At 48.6% G+C, this 17,555-nt stretch carries 14 protein-coding genes; 2 read left to right on the forward strand and 12 right to left on the reverse strand.

Annotation, left to right across the window (positions count from 1 at the left end; translation table 11 throughout):
* Positions 1 to 5: 5 nt before the first annotated feature.
* The 5 genes from ELAC_RS03880 to ELAC_RS03900 form a co-directional block, all read right to left on the reverse strand.
* Positions 6 to 992, reverse strand: coding sequence for a PLP-dependent cysteine synthase family protein (locus tag ELAC_RS03880; protein WP_098037965.1), 987 nt, complete (start codon positions 990 to 992; stop codon positions 6 to 8).
* A gap of 235 nt (positions 993 to 1,227) precedes the next feature.
* Positions 1,228 to 1,998, reverse strand: a complete 771-nt coding sequence (gene pgl / locus ELAC_RS03885) for a 6-phosphogluconolactonase (RefSeq protein ID WP_098037966.1) — start codon at positions 1,996 to 1,998, stop codon at positions 1,228 to 1,230.
* 16 nt (positions 1,999 to 2,014) lie between these two features.
* The gene (locus ELAC_RS03890; RefSeq protein ID WP_098037967.1) at positions 2,015 to 3,088 is read right to left on the reverse strand and encodes a glucose-6-phosphate dehydrogenase assembly protein OpcA; all 1,074 of its coding nucleotides are present in this window, start codon (positions 3,086 to 3,088) and stop codon (positions 2,015 to 2,017) included.
* A gap of 21 nt (positions 3,089 to 3,109) precedes the next feature.
* Positions 3,110 to 4,651, reverse strand: a complete 1,542-nt coding sequence (gene zwf / locus ELAC_RS03895; protein ID WP_098038194.1) for a glucose-6-phosphate dehydrogenase — start codon at positions 4,649 to 4,651, stop codon at positions 3,110 to 3,112.
* A gap of 51 nt (positions 4,652 to 4,702) precedes the next feature.
* Complete coding sequence (locus ELAC_RS03900) at positions 4,703 to 4,900, reverse strand: hypothetical protein (protein WP_098037968.1); 198 nt, start codon at positions 4,898 to 4,900, stop codon at positions 4,703 to 4,705.
* A gap of 286 nt (positions 4,901 to 5,186) precedes the next feature.
* On the opposite strand from ELAC_RS03900, the gene ELAC_RS03905 reads away from it, so the two are divergent.
* Positions 5,187 to 5,978: a hypothetical protein gene (locus tag ELAC_RS03905; protein WP_098037969.1), complete on the forward strand. Its 792-nt coding sequence runs from the start codon at positions 5,187 to 5,189 to the stop codon at positions 5,976 to 5,978.
* A 6-nt stretch (positions 5,979 to 5,984) separates the two neighbouring features.
* Here the strand turns inward: ELAC_RS03905 and ELAC_RS03910 are convergent, their stop codons facing one another.
* Positions 5,985 to 6,401: an ester cyclase gene (locus ELAC_RS03910; RefSeq protein WP_098037970.1), complete on the reverse strand. Its 417-nt coding sequence runs from the start codon at positions 6,399 to 6,401 to the stop codon at positions 5,985 to 5,987.
* 376 nt (positions 6,402 to 6,777) lie between these two features.
* Here ELAC_RS03910 and ELAC_RS03915 point away from each other — a divergent pair, with 376 nt between their 5' ends.
* Positions 6,778 to 7,290, forward strand: coding sequence for a tetratricopeptide repeat protein (locus ELAC_RS03915; protein WP_098037971.1), 513 nt, complete (start codon positions 6,778 to 6,780; stop codon positions 7,288 to 7,290).
* A gap of 73 nt (positions 7,291 to 7,363) precedes the next feature.
* On the opposite strand, the gene ELAC_RS03920 is transcribed toward ELAC_RS03915, so the two are convergent.
* The 6 genes from ELAC_RS03920 to dnaN form a co-directional block, all read right to left on the reverse strand.
* Positions 7,364 to 7,843 (reverse strand): DoxX family protein, encoded by a 480-nt coding sequence (locus ELAC_RS03920; protein ID WP_239414357.1) that lies wholly within the window; start codon positions 7,841 to 7,843, stop codon positions 7,364 to 7,366.
* 283 nt (positions 7,844 to 8,126) lie between these two features.
* Complete coding sequence (locus ELAC_RS03925; protein ID WP_098037972.1) at positions 8,127 to 9,092, reverse strand: M48 family metallopeptidase; 966 nt, start codon at positions 9,090 to 9,092, stop codon at positions 8,127 to 8,129.
* A gap of 9 nt (positions 9,093 to 9,101) precedes the next feature.
* Positions 9,102 to 9,695, reverse strand: a complete 594-nt coding sequence (locus ELAC_RS03930) for a LemA family protein (protein WP_098037973.1) — start codon at positions 9,693 to 9,695, stop codon at positions 9,102 to 9,104.
* A 141-nt stretch (positions 9,696 to 9,836) separates the two neighbouring features.
* Entirely contained in the window at positions 9,837 to 13,397 is a 3,561-nt protein-coding gene (locus ELAC_RS03935) for a translocation/assembly module TamB domain-containing protein (protein WP_098037974.1), read from the reverse strand.
* A gap of 42 nt (positions 13,398 to 13,439) precedes the next feature.
* Positions 13,440 to 15,263 (reverse strand): autotransporter assembly complex protein TamA, encoded by a 1,824-nt coding sequence (locus ELAC_RS03940; protein WP_098037975.1) that lies wholly within the window; start codon positions 15,261 to 15,263, stop codon positions 13,440 to 13,442.
* 391 nt (positions 15,264 to 15,654) lie between these two features.
* Positions 15,655 to 16,779 (reverse strand): DNA polymerase III subunit beta, encoded by a 1,125-nt coding sequence (gene dnaN / locus ELAC_RS03945; protein ID WP_098037976.1) that lies wholly within the window; start codon positions 16,777 to 16,779, stop codon positions 15,655 to 15,657.
* Positions 16,780 to 17,555: the final 776 nt, after the last annotated feature.

A 17,555-nucleotide genomic window follows, 5' to 3' on the forward strand; every position in this document is an offset into this window, starting at 1 on the left:
TTGTCCTACTGCATCAGATGATTTTTTAGCATCCATTCGTCGTCGAATATTTTACTTAAGTACTTAAGCCCCGAGTCGGGCAGGATTGTCACAATCCGTGTCCTCTCGGTTGCTTTTTGGGCGATTTCCAAGCAGGCGAAGAGGTTGGAGCCGCTTGACCCTCCTGCCAATATGCCTTCTTCTCGGGCAAGCCTTCTGGCAGCTTGGAAACTTTTACTGTCATTGACTTGTATCACATCGTCGACAAGATCAAAGTCCATCGCCTGCGTGAGATGGTCTTCTCCGATTCCTTCCACAAAATAGGTGCAGGAGCCTCCCTCAGGTATTTTTTTTGTGCGGAAATACTCTGCGAAAATAGAGCCGACCGGATCGGGCATGATCACTTTGATGGTAGGGTCTTGTTCTTTGAGATAGCGCGATGTACCGGAGATTGTGCCTCCGGTACTTGCGGCGGCGACGAAGTAATCGATATTTCCTTCCATCTGCTTCCAGATCTCGGGGCCGGTCGAAAGGTAGTGGGCGAGGGGGTTGAGCGGATTGTCATATTGATTGATGCGGAAGCTCAATGGCGTCTTCGCAGCGATCTCTTTAGCTTTCTCTACGTAGTGCTCTTTGGAGCCTGGCGCCGCGGAAGTGGGACAAATGATGATTTCAGCGCCGAAGGCTTGAAGAGCATTTTGCTTTTCCAGGCTGACTTTGTCCGGCATGGTCAGGATGCAGCGGTAGCCTTTGATCGCGGCGATCATCGCCGCCGCAGCTCCCGTATTACCGGAAGTGTTCTCGATAATGACACCCCCTTTCTTCAGCTTGCCGGTCTTTTCGGCATCTTCAATGATGAATTTGACGATCCGGTCTTTGATGCTGGCCCCGGGACTAAAGCTCTCGAGCTTTACGAATATATCGACTAGGGGATTAGGAGACATTTTCTGCAATTTGACAAGAGGAGTGTTTCCGATTGTGTCGAGTATGCTCTTATCCGGTAGGTGCACCATGTCAAGCTCCGTTTGTGAAAGGGGTGGTGTATACCGAAAGTGCCTCAAAAATTGAGATTTTGGCTTTGAAAAAGCCTCGGGATTGAAAGATTACAAAGTTACCTCATATTTCTAATATTAGGTGGCTTACGATCATTCAATCGCGAGAGTTTTCTCTTTGCCAAAAACCAAATTTTGAGACACTTTCGGTATATACCGAAAGTGTCTCAAAATTTGAGGCGCTTTCTTTATAATCTTATTTTGCGGTCAACTCTTCCGCCGCCGCTTCATCGAGTATCCAGAGTGCTTTGTGGGTTTCCGTGCCGACGCGGATTGCCGGCAGGGCATCGGGATCTTGCGCTCCTGTCAAAACCTCTTTTACCATGTGCGCTTTATCCTTCCCGAAAGCTAAGACGATGATGTGTCTCGAGGCGTTGATCATGGGGAAGGTGAAGGTCATCCGCCATGTGTCAAGCTTTGGAACGTAATTGGCGACAACTTTTCTGTCTTGAGAGTGCAGGGCATGTGTTTTGGGAAAGAGTGAAGCAGTGTGCCCGTCGGGACCCATCCCTAGCATCGTCAGGTCGAGAGCGTTTCCAGAAAGCTTATCTTCAATCAACCGTTCATAGGCTTCAGCTTTGATATCGGGCAGCTCTTCCGCTTCCATTCTGAAGATCTGGTCTCTAGGAATTGGGAGCTTGCCAAGCCCTGAATCCATCGCGCTTTTGAAGTTGCTGTCTTTGTGATCGGGCGGCACCGATCTCTCATCGCTGAAAAAAACGAGTGCTTTGTCCCAGACAAGTTGATCTTGAAGGGAGGGCTCTGCCAGCTTCATGAAAACAGCCTTGGGGGTGTTGCCCCCTGACAGGGCGATAGAAAAACGGCTGTGGGCAGATTGTGCTGCCTGACCCACGTTGACGATATATTTTGCCGTGAAAACAATGGCATCATCCGCTGTCTTAAACACAGCAATATCGCGCCTTTTGTCAAACGCTTTGATGGATGAGTCGATTTCTGGAAATGCCATACAGCCTCTTGAGGGTTTAAGATAACTCGGACAACTTTTCCAGAGTTCTCTTGTAGTGGTCGCTCTCAGCCTGGAAGAAGAGCTCCCTCATGAAGTTCGATCCTCTGGAAAAATCGGGATAGGGGAAGACAAAAGGCAGCTCGCACGTATTCTTTCTGGTCACATGAACCACGACTTTATCCCAGTCAGGGTGTCTGGTGAAGATGTAGGAATCGCCCGAGGGGTTAGTCAGCTCTATCGTGAGAATGGAACTGCTGTGGAATTTCGGATTTTTTTCCGGAACGATTTGCAGCGAGACAACTCCTGACTTTGATTGGTAGCTGGTTTCCCGTTTGGCATGGTCGGTTTTCAGCAGGGTCCAGCGCATTCTGCCAGCCAGCCAGGCCTGGAAATACCAAGAGAGTGTGTCACGGGCAGGCAGCGTTTTAGCCTCCGTATCATTGAAAGTGACTTTCACCTTGTTCACTGTTTCTAAAAACCGCATGCCCTCTTCACGATTGAATGCCTGATAAAAGCACTCGCGCCATCCTGCCGCAATCGCCCAGTGGATATCAGCTATCCCGCAGGGGACTTTTCCTAGTTTCTGGTAAAGGACTTTGCTGAAAGCGCTTAAGGGGGGAGAGGACTCTGCGTCGAATATAACCTTGGTCGAAGCTTTCTCGAGTTCCGTCAGAAGGGCGTTGCTTGGTGATACCGGGGCACCCCAGATTGAATAAACAGGTAGGTCGGGTACTATTTCGGGCAGGACGATAAACGGGATGCGCTCAATATACTCACTGCTCGCTCTGATGGTGATCTGGTCGCTCGCGATCAGGGTTCCCCCTTCAAGAGATGTGTGCTGCGACACTTCCGTTGTCAGGACATTTGTGACATCCTCTCCAAGCTCCGTAATTGAAATAATGCGGCAGGGAAACTCTTTGATAATCGAGCGATTGATCTCTCTCAGGTAATCTCCGCGTACATCATCCCTGGTGTAGATGATGAGCGTCAGCAGGCACGCCTTGATCTTTTTTTCATGCTTTTGCTCGTCCCAAAGCTTTTTGAGCTCTCCATCAATGTCGATGATATGCACGCTGCTTTCTTTGCCCATGATCCAGCCTTGTCCTACTTCTTAAATGATTCTCCAGCGCCTTCCGCTTTTAGCCAGGAGAATCTCCGATTCGACCGGCCCCCATGTTCCCGAAGGGTAGTTGGGAAACGATTCTGCGACGGTGCTTTCCCAGTATTTAAGGACGGGTGTGAAAAGCTTCCATGATGCCATCACTTCGTCTATGCGGGCAAAGAGGGTGTTGTCGCCGGACATGGCATCGCAGAGAAGTCTTTCGTAAGCCTCAGGTGGTTTGGCACCGAAGTATGAACCGTAGTGGAAGTCCATTTTAACAGGCTGTATGGGGCTGTTAAGTCCGGGTACTTTACAATTCATCTTCAGAGAGATGCCCTCGTCTGGCTGGATGCGGATGACTAAAACATTCGATTCGATCTTTCCCTGGCTCTTTTGGAAGAGGAATGAGGGAGCCGCCTTGAAGGTGATCGCAATCTCGGTGGATCTTTTCGGAAGGCGCTTGCCCGCCCTGAGATAGAAGGGAACCCCTGTCCAGCGCCAGTTATCGATGAAAAGCTCCAGGGAAACGTATGTCTCGACGTTGGATTTAGGAGAAACATTCTCTTCCTCCCGGTACCCTTTGACCGGCTGGCCTTTGATGAAGCCGGGGCCGTATTGTCCCCGCTGAATGCAACTTTCTAAATCCTGTGGGGGAAAGGGCCTCACAGCCTGCATGACTTTGACTTTTTCATCTCGAATGGCATCCGCTTTAAGATTGGCGGGAGGTTCCATCGCTACTAAAGTGAGCAGTTGCATCATGTGGTTTTGTACGATGTCACGTAGCATCCCGGCCTCTTCCCAGAGGCGTCCGCGTGTGCCTATACCGATGTCCTCAGCTACGGTGATCTGAATGTGGTCTATGTGGCTGTTGTTCCAGATCGATTCGAAAATGGGGTTGCTGAAGCGGAAGTTGAGAAGGTTTTGTACCGTTTCCTTACCCAGATAGTGATCGATGCGGTAGATCTGCTCTTCCGAGAGGTGTTTGGTGATCTCTTTTTGCAAGCTGGCGGCAGAATGGAAGTCGTGGCCGAAGGGCTTTTCAATGATGACACGGCTCCAGCGGTCTTTCACCTGGTTTTGATCATAGAGAAGGTCATGTCGGCTTAATCGTTCGATAATGTCAGGGAAGAAACTGGGCTGGGTGGAGAGGTAGTATAGCCTGTTGCCTTTAGTGCCGAATTTTCTGTCCATGTCCAGGAGCAGTTCTCGGAGCTTTTCGTATCCCTCTTCTTGGTCAAATTCGGACTGGTGGTAGAAAATCTTTTCGGAAAACGGTGTCCAGTCCTCGTCTCCAATCGGTTTTGTTCTCGAAAACTGATCGACGGCCTCTCTCATGTCCTGCCTGAACACTTCATGAGGTTTGGGTCTTCTGGCGAACCCGACACAGGCAAAGTGCTGGGGGAGAAGTCCCATAATGGAGAGGTTGTAAAGAGCGGGCAGCAGCTTCCTTGAAGTTAAATCTCCTGTCGCTCCGAAGATGACTACGACGCACGGATCGGCATTTCTTGTGTGCCTCGCAGAATCCGCGAGAGGGCTTGCCGTCGCTTCCATGTCTTGTAGGATCATTGTTCGCTCCCTTCGAATTTAAGAGGAATCATTGGTTTATGATTTAGGCCTTTTCATTGCAAGGTAGACCATTTTTGTAACCACATAGCAGAGCAGGGTTAATGCTCCGGCCATCATAGCGGCTATCATGCTGTTGATCGGCATCCTCGACTCGCTCCAGATGAGTATAAAGCATGCGATGAATACTGCGATAGAGAGGATAGTTCCGGGGTAGTCGATCAGAGAAGGTCTCATAGTCTGGATCCTTGATGTTGTACCAAAAGTGCCTCAAAATTTGGTTTTTGGCAAAGAGAACGCTTCCCTAGAGTGGAAGATTACAAGTCACTTGGTAGTAGAATGACAATGTTTCATTCTTAGGGAGCTTTTATTTTGCCGGAAACTCGAATTCATTAACTGACAAAGCTCAGTAATATAGATACTTTTTTTTTCAAACCTCAACTTCATTTTGCCAAATATTTTACAATTTGCAAGAAAGATTATAGAGTCGCCCAAATTTTTGAACGCTTGTTTCGGTGCTGCTATGTCCTATTCGACACGTTTGGAACAAAAAGCCAGGGAGCGTAAAGAGGCCTTTGTCGATGAGGGGCCGATCCGGTTTTGGCTGGCCATGGGAGTAGAACTTACTTTCTCGAGCGACTTGATTACCATCTCCACACGGATTGATTCCCCTTATCTCAACGGTGTATTGAATTGCCGCCTGCATCCCCGGCATATTCCCGGCGGAATCGAGATGATGAAGAAGAGATTTGACCGCGAAGGGGTTCCCTTTTTTTGGCGCGTCAAAGATGAAGCAGGCTGCCTGCATTTGCAGGAAGCGCTTCTCAGTCAGGGTTTTGTTAAAGAGACAACTCTTCTCGGGCTTCACGCGGAACTTAATTCCACTCCGGAGTCTTTGCTGGAGGGGAAAAACCCTCTGACGCTCCGATTTCCTTCTGATTTGCGAGGGATTTCCGATGTACTGGCAAGCAGGATGGCTCTGACAAAAAGAGGAAAGCGCGATCTGCTCTTCATGCAGGGGGCTGTCAAAAATTTTTCCGTCAGGCATTTTCTCGGTTCTCAAGAAGGGGAGATCGTGGCTGCCGCTTCTATTCTTTATGAGGGAGACAGGGCGTCAATTCACCATTTAAGCCTAGGACAAAAAGAGAAGGACGCCGCTTTGGCTACCCGTTTTGTCGCCGCGCTTGCCCTTCACTGCAAGCGGATGGGCATTCGTTCCCTGGCCATCACCCATGATGAAAGGGAGAGTCTTCCCTTTCTTTCTCTCGGATTTGAGCGCTTGAGCGATTACGGATTTTTTCTTCTGGCAGATTAAAAGTACTCATTTCAACTGCTGCATCAGGTAGTGAAGATCAACATAAGCCCAATACTCGACTATTTTCTCATGAGCAGTCCGGTAGATGGTGACCCCCGTGTACGAGATTTTCTTTCCGCGCGGCGGCAGCTCTTTGAAGTTGCCGAGGTGTGTTCCACTTGCCTGCCAGTGGATCATGGTCTTATCACCCTCTGAAATTATAAAATCATTACTGACTTTCAGATCCGGAAAGGCGCTGTAGTAAGCCGAGACTACCTCGCGCATTTTGGCTCTTCCCTGATAATAGCCAAAGGAACTGTGAATGACGATCTCCTCTGCCATAAGTGTATCGATCGCGGTCATATCTTTTTCATCCCAGATCCGCTGAACGTATTCCATGGCGATGTCTTTTGCCGTGCTCTCTTTTTTTATGCCCTCAGTCATGAATGATCTCCTTTATTTACCTCTTTTATATCGTATGTGTCTCAAAAATTCTAAATTTATTCCTGACGGACGGGCGTTTATCCAGAAAGTGTCTTTAAAAGGGGGTATCAAAGCCAAATCCAAATTTTGAGACAATTTCGGTATACTTAAGAATTTTCGTTCTCACTCGCGCCTTGCCTCTCGGCAATGGTCGCTCGCTCCGGACAAAAATTCTTAAGGCCCTCCTGGCCAAATTTCCAATTCTTCAAGTTGTTTCGGTATAGCTGGTTTTCCAATTACCTGAGTTCTTTTCAGTTAAAAAAATGGTTATTAACCTTGCAAAATAATAGGAATTTGTGCATAATTATTATTCGAATCTTCACATAAGGCACTTGCAATGAAAAAAATAGCATTTTTTAGCTTCATATTAGCCGTTACCGCAGGATGTGGCTTTGCGGCGGAAACCTCCGCAACAAGCAGCCAAATCAAAACGTTAATTATTGAGAATAAGCTTGATGAGGCGAGATCGCTTGCCGATAGAGAGATACAGAACAATCCTGAGGATGTCGACACTATCCGCAGAAGAGGTTTTGTCTATTTTATGCAAGGGGACTACCAGAGCGCCGCTGAAGATTTCACTGCTTATTTAAGCGCAAGACCCGGAAGCGCCAAAGGCTACCTCTATAGGGGTTTGGCCTATATCGCAATGGGCGATGAAGCCAGAGGAAAGGAAGATGTCAAAACTGCTCTGTCTATAAAACCCAATCTAGCTTCCACTGTCGATGAGTTGATGCCTAAGATGTTAAGTGGCAAAAAAGAAAAGAAGTCCAAAGAGGTCGCCTTGACAACCAAAAAAGGTGTTCCCGTGAAGACTAAAAAAGGCGCTGTCGCCTACAAACTGAAAGGCTAAGCGCTCAAAACGATATCTTTTGAGGATTGATCCCTTGGGGAATGCACAAAATGCAGTTCCCAAGGGATTTTTTTTACCCTTTGCAGGATTTGCAGCAGAAGCGGCCGAAGAGATAGTCGAGCGAAAACCACCCGGCGCCAAAGACAAAGATAACCAGTGAGACGATCAGGTAGCTGACTGGCATTTCCGATAAAAAGGCGGATGGATTGCTGAAAATTTGAAACGCGCCTTTGCTGTGCGCAGTAAGCAAGGCAACGATCATCGTGATGATCAGAGGAATCGCAGCCAGGCGGGAAGCTAGTCCCACGATCAGCAAGATACCACAGGCCATTTCGACCGAAGCGACCAGGTAGGCCTGGGCGTCAGCCAGCGGGATCCCAAGCTGGCCAAAGAAGGCGGCCGTCTCTTTGATATTATGAAATTTCTGATATCCGGCTAGGAAGAAGTTGTAGCCAAAGTAGAGGCGGAATGCCAGCAGCACAAAATGCTGGAAAAAATCTCCGGTGCATGCGAGCGCCGAGAAGAAGGTTTTTGTTTTCTGAAGCATAGTCATGAGGTCCTCTTTGTGAGAGTTAAAATATAAATTTCTTTTACTGTTTTATATTTTAAAAGGCAAACGATCTGTACAGAGAGTGAAAATCCTGACAATTATACAGAAAGTATCTCAAAATTTGGCGTGGGAGTTTACTCTTTCTCGAAAAACCAAAGCGGGTATACGGCAATTCGCCTTTACTTGTCGGGCGAATTGCTCTGTTTGAAAACTTGTTTCCAGAGGAGCCGATTAAAATCTCTTAGCTTTTATAAATTAACAGACGGAGCTAATGGATTTGAGAGGACTAGGGCAAAGGATGATCAGGAGCATAGAGGTTCCCCTCGATGGCCTGGATTCGTTTTGCAAGGGGCGGGTGTGTGGCAAACAGACTGCTGAAGCCTAGATGTTCGTCGAAGTACATATGGGAAAATGCCATACCGGCCTTCGGCATGTCATTTACAGATTCTCCGGCAATTTTTCTTAGGGCAGACGCAATACCGCGCGGGTTTCTGGTAAACTGGACGCTGCAGGCATCGGCAAGGTATTCCCTCTCACGGCTCACAACACATTTGAGCAGTGTGCCCGCAAACCAGGTAAAAACACCTGCTACAAGCAGCACGAGAGCGGCAATCAGAACGGGGTTCCCCCCTTTTTCCCTTGAGTCGCGTCGGCGATAGGAGGCCAGCTGCAGAGTTCTGAAGCCTAGATACATCACAAAGAAAAAGCCCATGACCATGGCTGCGAGCCTTAAGCTGATCTGCATGTCGCCATTGTATATGTGGCCGAACTCATGGGCGACAACGCCTTGCAGTTCATCACGGCTCAAACGCTCGATAGCGCCTTCTGTAACCGCGATCGCCGCGGAGTCGGGATTTAAACCTGCCGCGAAAGCGTTGATCTGCTTGGCTGGGATGATAAAGACGCGCGGCATGGGCAGACTCGATGCCAGCGCCATCTCTTTGACAATATTGAGTAAAACCTTCTCTTGCGGATCGGTCGTCAGGGGGTGGACTTCAACGGCTCCCACCGAACGCGCGACATAGGCTCCTCCAAACGACTGGTACATCGTGTAGTTGTATCCGGCGACGATGAAGGTGATGGCAAGAAATAGGATGGATATGAGCGGATAGGGCGCATCGTAGACATCGGGCGCAAAATAGCGCATGGCGCCTTCTGCCACGATGGCTGTGAAGAGCGTAATCAAGACAAATGCAGCCAGATAGTATTTTGTCTTGGTTCGTGCGTTGTGCTGTGCTTTCCAGAAGTCCATTGGATTACGCTAGTTAAATGAAACTTTTACCGCTTTTTTTGCTTCTTCCTGCTCGACTTTGTAGATATCGGCGGGCACATGGCCGAACATCTTGGCGAAGATGAGCGTCGGAAACTGCTCTTGGGTGATGTTGTACTGCATCGCCTGATCGTTGTAGGACTGCCTTGAAAATGCCACCTGGTTTTCTGTTGTCCTCAGCTCTTCTTGCAGCTGAGCCATGTTTTCCGATGCCCGCAGCTGGGGATAATTTTCCGCCAGCGCAAATATTTTGGGTAGCGCACCTTGGAGAACAGTCTCAGCACTCATCAGCTCCTTCATAGCCTGTCCGGAGGGAATCTCCTGCTTGTGGATAGCCTCCATCGCGCCCATGGCTTTGCTTCTCGCTTCAATCACGGCCTCGAGAGTGCTCTTCTCATAGGACATGTATCCCTTCACTGTTTCAACCAGGTTAGGTATCAAGTCGTAGCGGCGCTGTAGCTGCACATCGATTTGCCCCCAGGCATTTTTAACCTGGTTTTTAAGCTTTACCAGATTGTTGTAGATGCTGATCAACCAGAATAGGACGACCGCAGCCACGATAAGAATGATGATTCCAAAAGTCATGAATACTCCTTTGTCAAAACATCGCTTTGACTACGCACTCATCATACCACATCGGTCAATTTCTAAAGCCGCAGGCTCCTAACGTTTTCAACCTTAATGTTGTGGTGTAAGCTACGGAAGCGTGTTGCCCCTTTTTCAGAGTCAGTAGTTCTTCTTCCAGAAGATGGAGAACTGTCCCTGGGCGTTATCTTGCGCCTCGATCTGGGCTTTGATGTTTTTCTGTATTTGCGCCTCTAGCGAAATGGCGTTGACCTCTTCGGCCGAATCTCTCGAGACGGAGAGATAGACGTTGCGGGAGATGTATTTGCCAACCTTTATGCAAACCTGCTGCGATGAGTCGTTTGAGCGCATGAACTCGATGTGATCGATTCCTAGAGTTTTTTGGAATTTGGTCAAAGTATCGTCTTTTTTGTCGGAGTTGGTCAAATTGGACAGTGACTGTTCAAGTTGCTCCTCTTGCAGCTCGTTGATGTCGGAAGCTGTGCGTCCAAAGAGGATCAGCGACAGCACCTGTTGTGTGGGCAGAGACGGCCTCGATCTGAGAAGTATCTCCGGATCTTTCAGAGGGCCCTTCAGGATGATTTCGACTTGGTAATTCTGGATATCTCTTGAGAGACTGACATATAGACTCGATTTTTTCTCAAAATCTCCATTGAAGGCGATTCTTCCCTGGGACAGACTGAACTGCTTGCCGTTGAGAAGATAGTCGCCGCCGATGAGTTTTACCTCTCCGATGAAATTGGGCTTTAAAGCGGGGCCGGTGACGTTGACTTTTCCTCTCCATGTCGATTGCAGATCCTCATCCACGATGGCGAAGGAATCTTGTATGGAGAGCTCTATGTCGACATCCAGCGGAAAGTCGATTCCGGAATCGGCGGCCAATTCGGTAGGTTTAATTTTTGCATCTGCCTGATTTACATAACGCACAGGATACGAGACTGAGGTTTCTGGGATCTTTCTGGGCAGGAGGAGCCGGCCATTTTGAATGCTGAGGGCCCCTTGCAGATGGGCTTTGTCGATGGTTCCTGTACAGGTTAGAAATCCATTGGCCTCTCCGTCGAAAAGGTTGACGTGTACAGGCTTTGCGCGGCTGAGCGCCAAGTCGACTTGGAAGGGGAAATTGTCTTTCAGGGAAAGGCGCATTTTTCCTGATCCGGTGATGGTTCCGCTGCCTCCATCGCCAGCTTCCAGAGAGTTTAAGTAGAGCATATCACCCTCCCCCTTAATCTCCGCGCGGATGCCGGTCAGATGGGTGCCGAGCTCTGCGATCTCAAAGAGTCCGCTGGAGAGGATAAACGCACCGTGTATCTTAGGTGAGTTGATACTCCCTTCCGCCTCCATCTCAATCTTACCGTTTCCCGAAAATGAGGCCGCATCGACAATGAAGAGCTCAAGCAGGGGTGTCAGGGCTCCCTCCGCTTCTATCCTGGCTTTCATGGGCGCGTCCATGTCAAGGCGGTAATAGGGCGCTTTTAATCCCAGTGAAAGGGGAAGGGCTGCCTCCACGTGAAGAGGGGCATCACCGATACCGGAGACCTCACCACGCATTTCCATCCGGTTTTCTATGAAGGAAGCTGCAAGAGACCCCTTGAGCAGAGGGATTTTTTTGTGAGCATCCTCAGTGGCGAACAGGTCATGGACATCCAGTTTGACCTGCCCTTCAAGTTGGTCAAATGTACCGTAGAGGAAGGCTTCGCCTTCCGCATCTCCTTCAAGGTGTTGATCGAAAATCTCTTCAAAAGGGAAGAGGCCGCAGGGGATCTCTTTAAACCTCAGTGAAAAGTGCCAGGAGTCTTCATGCATATCGGCTGAGGCAAAGAGGGAACCTTTGCCGATATTTAAAAAGAGAGGTGTCGTCTCGAACGATCCCCACTCCGCCGAGACGACGAAAGGCTCTTTCAAATGAACCTCAAGCGCTTTAAGAGATGTGTCTAGTTGATTGACTCCGATCTTCATCTTCTGCAGTTTTTCGACCGAGAGGAATCCGGAGGCTTTGACGGGCTGGTCGTTGTATTCAAGAGAGAGCAGATAGGGGATTGCGTCTCCGATATCCTTGCGCTCGAACACAAGCTGGAGCTCTGTCAGCTTTTCATTGAATAGGTCGAGAGAGCCGATTTTGGCCTCGCCTCCGCAAAATATGCGGTCGGGGCACTCGTCGGCATCAAGCATAATCTCTAGCGCGGAGGCGTTGAAATTATCCATGGTGATTTTGTCGGAAGAAACTTTGAGGGCTATTGTCGCAAGGCCCGACTCATCTACAAAGAAAAAGAGGTCTGCTTTCGCGCTTCCCTCCACCTTCTTGTTCAGAATTGTGGTCAAAAACGCCAGGTCGGCGATGTCCGCTTTCGCCCGGGATCTTATGACTCCCTTCTTCCCGACAAGCAAGTCCAGCTCGCCCTGGCCCCAGGGAAGCTCGATCGCCGCTTTTTCCAGCTCTAAAACGGTATCCAGATCAGTTTTGAAATGGACGGTGCTGTAATATTTCTCATTTTGGTCGCTAATGTTAATTTCAAGGTCGCCTGTGAATAGAGCATCCGACGTGACGAATTCCAGCGTAGATTCTATCTTCTCGATCTTTTTTGCCAAGATCTCAAATGCCTCTGCCTGGATACGTACTTTGGCGCTTGGAGCCTCTTTTGAGCCGCCGATCGAAAACTGGGCTACTGCCGCCCCTTTGGCTTCTAAATCGTTTTGAACGCCCAAAAGCTGAAGGATCTCTCCTGCGTCATTGAAAGTGATCGTGCCATGAGTGCCTTCCAGAGCAAGATCTTGTCCAATGCTAAGGTTGGATTGCAGGTGCAAAAAGGGAGTGGTGATTTCTAAGTCAGTAAACTCCGCCCATTTCTTGCCTCCAATGCGCATCGAAGACGAGGTTCCGCCTTTAATCGTGCTCAGCTTTCCTTCCTCATCTTTGCCGAAGTAGTTCCATGAAGCCCGTATTTGACCATCGAGGGTGTAGTTGTCAAAACCTGCCGGATCGGCGACGAAGCGAAGCCACTCTGCTTCGGTTCCCGATAAGTTGCCTGTGACACGCGCGATGGTATTGCCGGCAGGCCCCTTCAACACGCCTCTCGTTTTAAACGCCTCGAAACCGACAAATCCGATTTCGTCATCGGCAAAGAGGGCTGCACTTGCGTTCAGTGAATCATCGGGGCTCTCTTCATTCCAGACCTTGACATTGATAAATGCGTAACCCTCTTCGGGTTCATATTCAAATTTGGCATCGATAGAGTACAATCCCGCATCAAGGTAGTTCTTCAGCTCCTTATCAGGCTCAAAATTGGTCAACTGCAAATGATTGATGCTGATAGCGAGGGGAGGAAGGTATTTTTCGAATTCCCTGATGCCGATACGAGCTCCTGCTCCCCCCGTTTTGAAGCGGGGTTTTTCAATAACCAGAGAGTGGAGGTGCACCTCCCGGGTGATGAAGGAATAGGGGTTGACGCGTATCGTTACGCTCTCTGATTCAAATACAGCCTTTTTTTTCGGGGTGAGAATCACAGGTTTTTTGATAATCACTTCAAAGGGCAGCATCAGCTCAACATCGCCGACCTGCAGGTCGTAGCCGATCCTATTTGAGAGCCATTCGACCCCTTTCCTTATAGCCAGCTCTTTGACCTGCGGCATCTGCATGGCAGCAAGAGCGGCCAATATCGCCAGTATGACGATCAGGAAAAATATACGAACGCTCTTGAGATACATATTTGATTTATGACGTTTTTAACTATTATAGTGAAAGTTTGTTTAAAACGCTTGCCCTACGCTGAAATAAATTTGGTAATGTTGTTTATCAACGTGTTTACGCGGCGTTAGCGGAAAGGCGACATCTAAGCGGATTGGCGCGACTAAGGTGTAATAGCGGATGCCAAAACCGGCGGACCTCAGCATCTCGTTTTGCAGGTTGGGTAAAGGAGAAGCGTAGACGTTGCCGATATCAAAAAAAACAACTCCGCCAAAGTCTTTTGACCAGCGCTGCCGTATCTCCAGTGAGGAGATCAGCATGGATCGCCCCCCCGTAGGATCGTAATCATCGTCGAGGGGAGAGACCGTTTTATACTTATAGCCGCGCAGGAGGGTGTCGCCGCCGGCATCAAATAGTTCGGAACGGGGAATGGTCGTTTTTCTCGCCCCGAAGATTGAACCCAGGGTAGTCCGGAAGGCGAAGATGGTTTTATCATTCCAGATGGGTTTGTAGAAAGTGTAGGTCATCGTGTTGATAGAGTAGAAAATCACGGGGTCGGTGATGGAAACCGTCGGGGTCGTCGAAAAGCGGAAGGTCATTCCCTTAGAGGGATCGAGAAGGTCGTCAGTCCCGTTGTAGAATGCCGAAAAGGGAGTCTTGATCAGGTTAAATTCCTCGTCACGGTCCTTTTGGGTTTGGTGACGCTTCTTTTCGTGAATATGGGTGTCACGAAGGTGCTTGTATCCGATACCGTACGAGATCTTCAGCTTGCTGTTCATCTCTTTTTCAATGCGGGCGAAGGCGCTTAACGATTTTGCGGTATAACCTTCGGTGACCTCCCGGTTGAACTCATAGAGCCAGATCAGGTCCTCACCCTTGCAGTAGAGATCGGGTTGCAGGTAGGAGAGCCGGGCCATTTGGGTGTCCCACCACAGATTGGTCTTCACGGTCAGCACTTCTCCCATGCCCTTGAAGTTGCGATGCTCCCACTCTCCGGAAAATCCAAGCCCCCTTTGGGTGGCAAAGTTAGCGCCTATGCCGATGGTTCTGTTTTTTCCTTCTTTGACTTCAATGGTGATGGGGAGATCCTGTCCTTCGGCCGGACCTTCCGGGTAATAGATGTCGACCAAGGTAAAGAGACCACTTCCTTCAAGTTCTCGCCTAGTCGCTTTGATCCTGCGCGGGCAGTAGAGTTCGCCTCTCGACCAGGCCAGCTTCTTGAAGAAGTAAGCGGTGCACACCTTTTCGTTGCCGACGACCCGCACATCTCCGAAGTACATCAGGGAGCCTCTTTTGATCCTTAGCCGCAGCACAATGGTCTCGGTCTTAAGGCAGGCAATTACCTCTGTATCGGTGATCGAGGCGTAGGGGTACCCCCAGGTGTCGAAGAGGTTTAAAAGAAACTCTTCGGCTGCCCTGATTTTGATCGGGAGCAGCGGCTCTTCAAGACAGAGGGTTAGGTCTGCCGGGTTGACTTCCAGTCTCTCGTCGGTGTCTGCATCGATGACCTCTAGCGCCCCGAGAGGAAAGAGAGGCCCCGGATTGACCTTCACGATGACATTTGCAGGGGTCGTATCGAAATCATAGTCCAGCTCGACCGCCGATCCCCAGTAGCCTTGGCTATGGAGGGCGTTTATGATGTTGGGTACATCGGATTCGGCCCTTTTTTTAAGAGCCAGCCGCGTCGCCGGGGGGGTGTTAATCAGGTTGACGAGTTGTGAAGAGGAGCGAACAAGGCTTTCGACACATTCCGATTCGATGCCGGTTAAGCTAACTTCGTAGGGAATGGCGGCGTATGATACGAGGGGAGTAAGAAGCGCCAGCATCAGAGCAAGAGTCAACAAGAACCCTCTTGCATTTGATATGGCCGTTGCTGGTCGCTTCATTGCTTTTTTAGCCTTTATCTTAGAGACTGTTTTATACCGAAAGTATTCCAGATTTGGTTTGCCGAGTGGTCGCGGTCGCCCTTATATTTGTAAACCAGGTCACGTGCGATCGTTGTATCCTGAGGCTTTCTTAAGGCCTCAATCCCAAATTTAGAGCCCGTTTCAGTATATACCGAAACAACTTGAAAAATTGGTCTTTGGCTTCGTCGGGTTTACTTAAGAATTTTCGTCCTCACTCGCGCCTTGCCTCTCGGCAATGGTCGCTCGCTCTGGACAAAAATTCTTAAGGCCCTCCTGGCCAAATTCCAATTTTTCAAGTTGCTTCGGTATAACACGATCAGAGGCTTTGGCAAGGTCATCAGCTTTAACCGATAAAGAACCCTTTAAGTGATTATTCTTCGCCGAGTCTCATAGGCATCAGAACGAAAATAGCGCCTCTGTCTTCTTTCTGTTTCTTCTCTGCTGATTCGGTGATGATGCCGGGGTTGAACGGATCGGAAAGCCCTAGGTCGACCGTTTCGCTCTTGCTATGGCGTAAGATGTCCATGAAGTAGTTCGGGTTGAAAGCGATGTCTAGTTTATTTCCCTGGTAGTTCACTGGCATTTTGACGACGCCCTCTCCGATATCGGATGTATTGGCGACCAGCTTAAGCTCGCCCGGAGTAAAGGTGAATTTCACCGAGTGGCTCCCTTCCTGGGTAAAGAGCGATACCTGCTTAAGAAGTTGGGAGAGCTCTTCACGGTGAAGTGTGATTTTAAGCTCGGGGTTTTGTGGGATGACGCGGTCTACGTCCGGATATTCGCCTGTCAAAAGCTTTGTGATGATGATCGCCTCTTCGAGCTGCAGCGCGATTTTGTCTTTCATCAAGAAAACGATGGCCTCGCCTTCATCTTTTAGGTTTTTTTGGATCTCTTCGACGGCTTTTAGCGGGACGATGTAGTTGCCTTCCACCTGCGGCTCGGCTTGTACCTTGAGAGTTGTCTTGGCAAGTCTTTTGCCGTCCGTTCCGACGAGAGTTGCCCAGCCGTTTTTGATGGAGAGGTTGACGCCTGTCAAAACATATCGATTGTCTTCTCTTGATACCGCAAAGGAGGTCATGTAGAGAGCCTCTTTCAGGTCGGACTGGTTGATTTTGAACTTATGTGCTTCTTGCAGGTCGGGGAGCTGGGGGTATTCATTCTTGTTCATGCCGTAGAGTTTGAAGCGGGAGGAGTCGGCGATGATTTCTGTCATATCGTTGTCGTTGGTGACGAACTCGATGTTGACGGCAGTTAGCTCGCGTATGAGTTGGCCGAGGCGTCTTGCCGGGAGTGTGGTTGCCCCTTCTTCGATGATTTTAGCCTCTGTGAAGCAGCGTACACCTACGGTGAGGTCTGTAGCAGTTAGGTAAAGCTGCCCTTTTTTGGCCTCGATGAGGATATTGGACAGGATCGGGATTGTGGATTTGGAGGAGACCACATTGAGTACGCGGCTGATCAGATAGTTAAATTCTTGTGTGGAAATGACAAATTTCATGTATGCACCCGATTGTTCTTGTAAAGCAATGTAGCTAAGTGTTCAATGCTTAAGAGAATTTTATGTAATTCGATTCGCCCCTTTTTTTTTGTCTATAAGTAAAATTTTGTATTTACACTTGCTTGAGCGCTACGTTTTTTCTCACTCAAAAATACAGAAACATTACTTGCAGACCTCTGGGGTCATCGGCTCGTAAAGAGATTTATATACTAGCTGGAATCAAATAGTTTAGCAAGATGGTATGACGGTCACCCAGCACCTGTCAAGAAAAGTTGCTCTTTGCTATCGCCCTATAGGAACTTTATCAATTAATGCCATGCCTTAGAGACTGTCTAAAAATCCCAAATTTTACGACACTTTCGGTATAATATTCATTATCCTTGCTCTCTTTGCTGTTTGTTAATCCGTACAAAAGTTCGGTCGAGCAGTCATCGCTTAGGTAAAAGACTAAATATTTTCAGGTATTTAAGTTTTACACCAACCTTGGTGTCTCTCAACAATTTCAAGTGTCACTCTTCTTTCCCATCTAAAAGAGCATTGACAAGGACTCTTAAGCTATTTTGATCATGATGATTGGCTTCTGTAATCGCAACCTTTGAAATAAAATTAAGGTGATTAACCAATATATGTTCTTTACAAATCTTCGTACAGATTAGCGGTTAGTTATCTGTTTTTAGTCGGATTTTGTGTTTGCTTCGTTGAAGTTAAAAACTTCGCTTTCTTCGGGTACTAGAATGCTGCCTTTGAGTTTTTATTTGTTACACCTTCTTGTGTTA

The sequence above is a fragment of the Estrella lausannensis genome, from assembly GCF_900000175.1.
In the GTDB taxonomy this organism is placed as follows: domain Bacteria; phylum Chlamydiota; class Chlamydiia; order Chlamydiales; family Criblamydiaceae; genus Estrella; species Estrella lausannensis.

Excerpts from the sequence above, each read along its gene's own strand:
- ELAC_RS03880 (WP_098037965.1), bottom strand. The coding sequence starts at position 992 with ATGGTGCACCTACCGGATAAGAGCATACTCGACACAATCGGAAACACT.
- pgl (WP_098037966.1), bottom strand. The coding sequence starts at position 1,998 with ATGGCATTTCCAGAAATCGACTCATCCATCAAAGCGTTTGACAAAAGG.
- ELAC_RS03890 (WP_098037967.1), bottom strand. The coding sequence starts at position 3,088 with ATGGGCAAAGAAAGCAGCGTGCATATCATCGACATTGATGGAGAGCTC.
- zwf (WP_098038194.1), bottom strand. The coding sequence starts at position 4,651 with ATGGAAGCGACGGCAAGCCCTCTCGCGGATTCTGCGAGGCACACAAGA.
- ELAC_RS03900 (WP_098037968.1), bottom strand. The coding sequence starts at position 4,900 with ATGAGACCTTCTCTGATCGACTACCCCGGAACTATCCTCTCTATCGCA.
- ELAC_RS03905 (WP_098037969.1), top strand. The coding sequence starts at position 5,187 with ATGTCCTATTCGACACGTTTGGAACAAAAAGCCAGGGAGCGTAAAGAG.
- ELAC_RS03910 (WP_098037970.1), bottom strand. The coding sequence starts at position 6,401 with ATGACTGAGGGCATAAAAAAAGAGAGCACGGCAAAAGACATCGCCATG.
- ELAC_RS03915 (WP_098037971.1), top strand. The coding sequence starts at position 6,778 with ATGAAAAAAATAGCATTTTTTAGCTTCATATTAGCCGTTACCGCAGGA.
- ELAC_RS03920 (WP_239414357.1), bottom strand. The coding sequence starts at position 7,843 with ATGACTATGCTTCAGAAAACAAAAACCTTCTTCTCGGCGCTCGCATGC.
- ELAC_RS03925 (WP_098037972.1), bottom strand. The coding sequence starts at position 9,092 with ATGGACTTCTGGAAAGCACAGCACAACGCACGAACCAAGACAAAATAC.
- ELAC_RS03930 (WP_098037973.1), bottom strand. The coding sequence starts at position 9,695 with ATGACTTTTGGAATCATCATTCTTATCGTGGCTGCGGTCGTCCTATTC.
- ELAC_RS03935 (WP_098037974.1), bottom strand. The coding sequence starts at position 13,397 with ATGTATCTCAAGAGCGTTCGTATATTTTTCCTGATCGTCATACTGGCG.
- ELAC_RS03940 (WP_098037975.1), bottom strand. The coding sequence starts at position 15,263 with ATGAAGCGACCAGCAACGGCCATATCAAATGCAAGAGGGTTCTTGTTG.
- dnaN (WP_098037976.1), bottom strand. The coding sequence starts at position 16,779 with ATGAAATTTGTCATTTCCACACAAGAATTTAACTATCTGATCAGCCGC.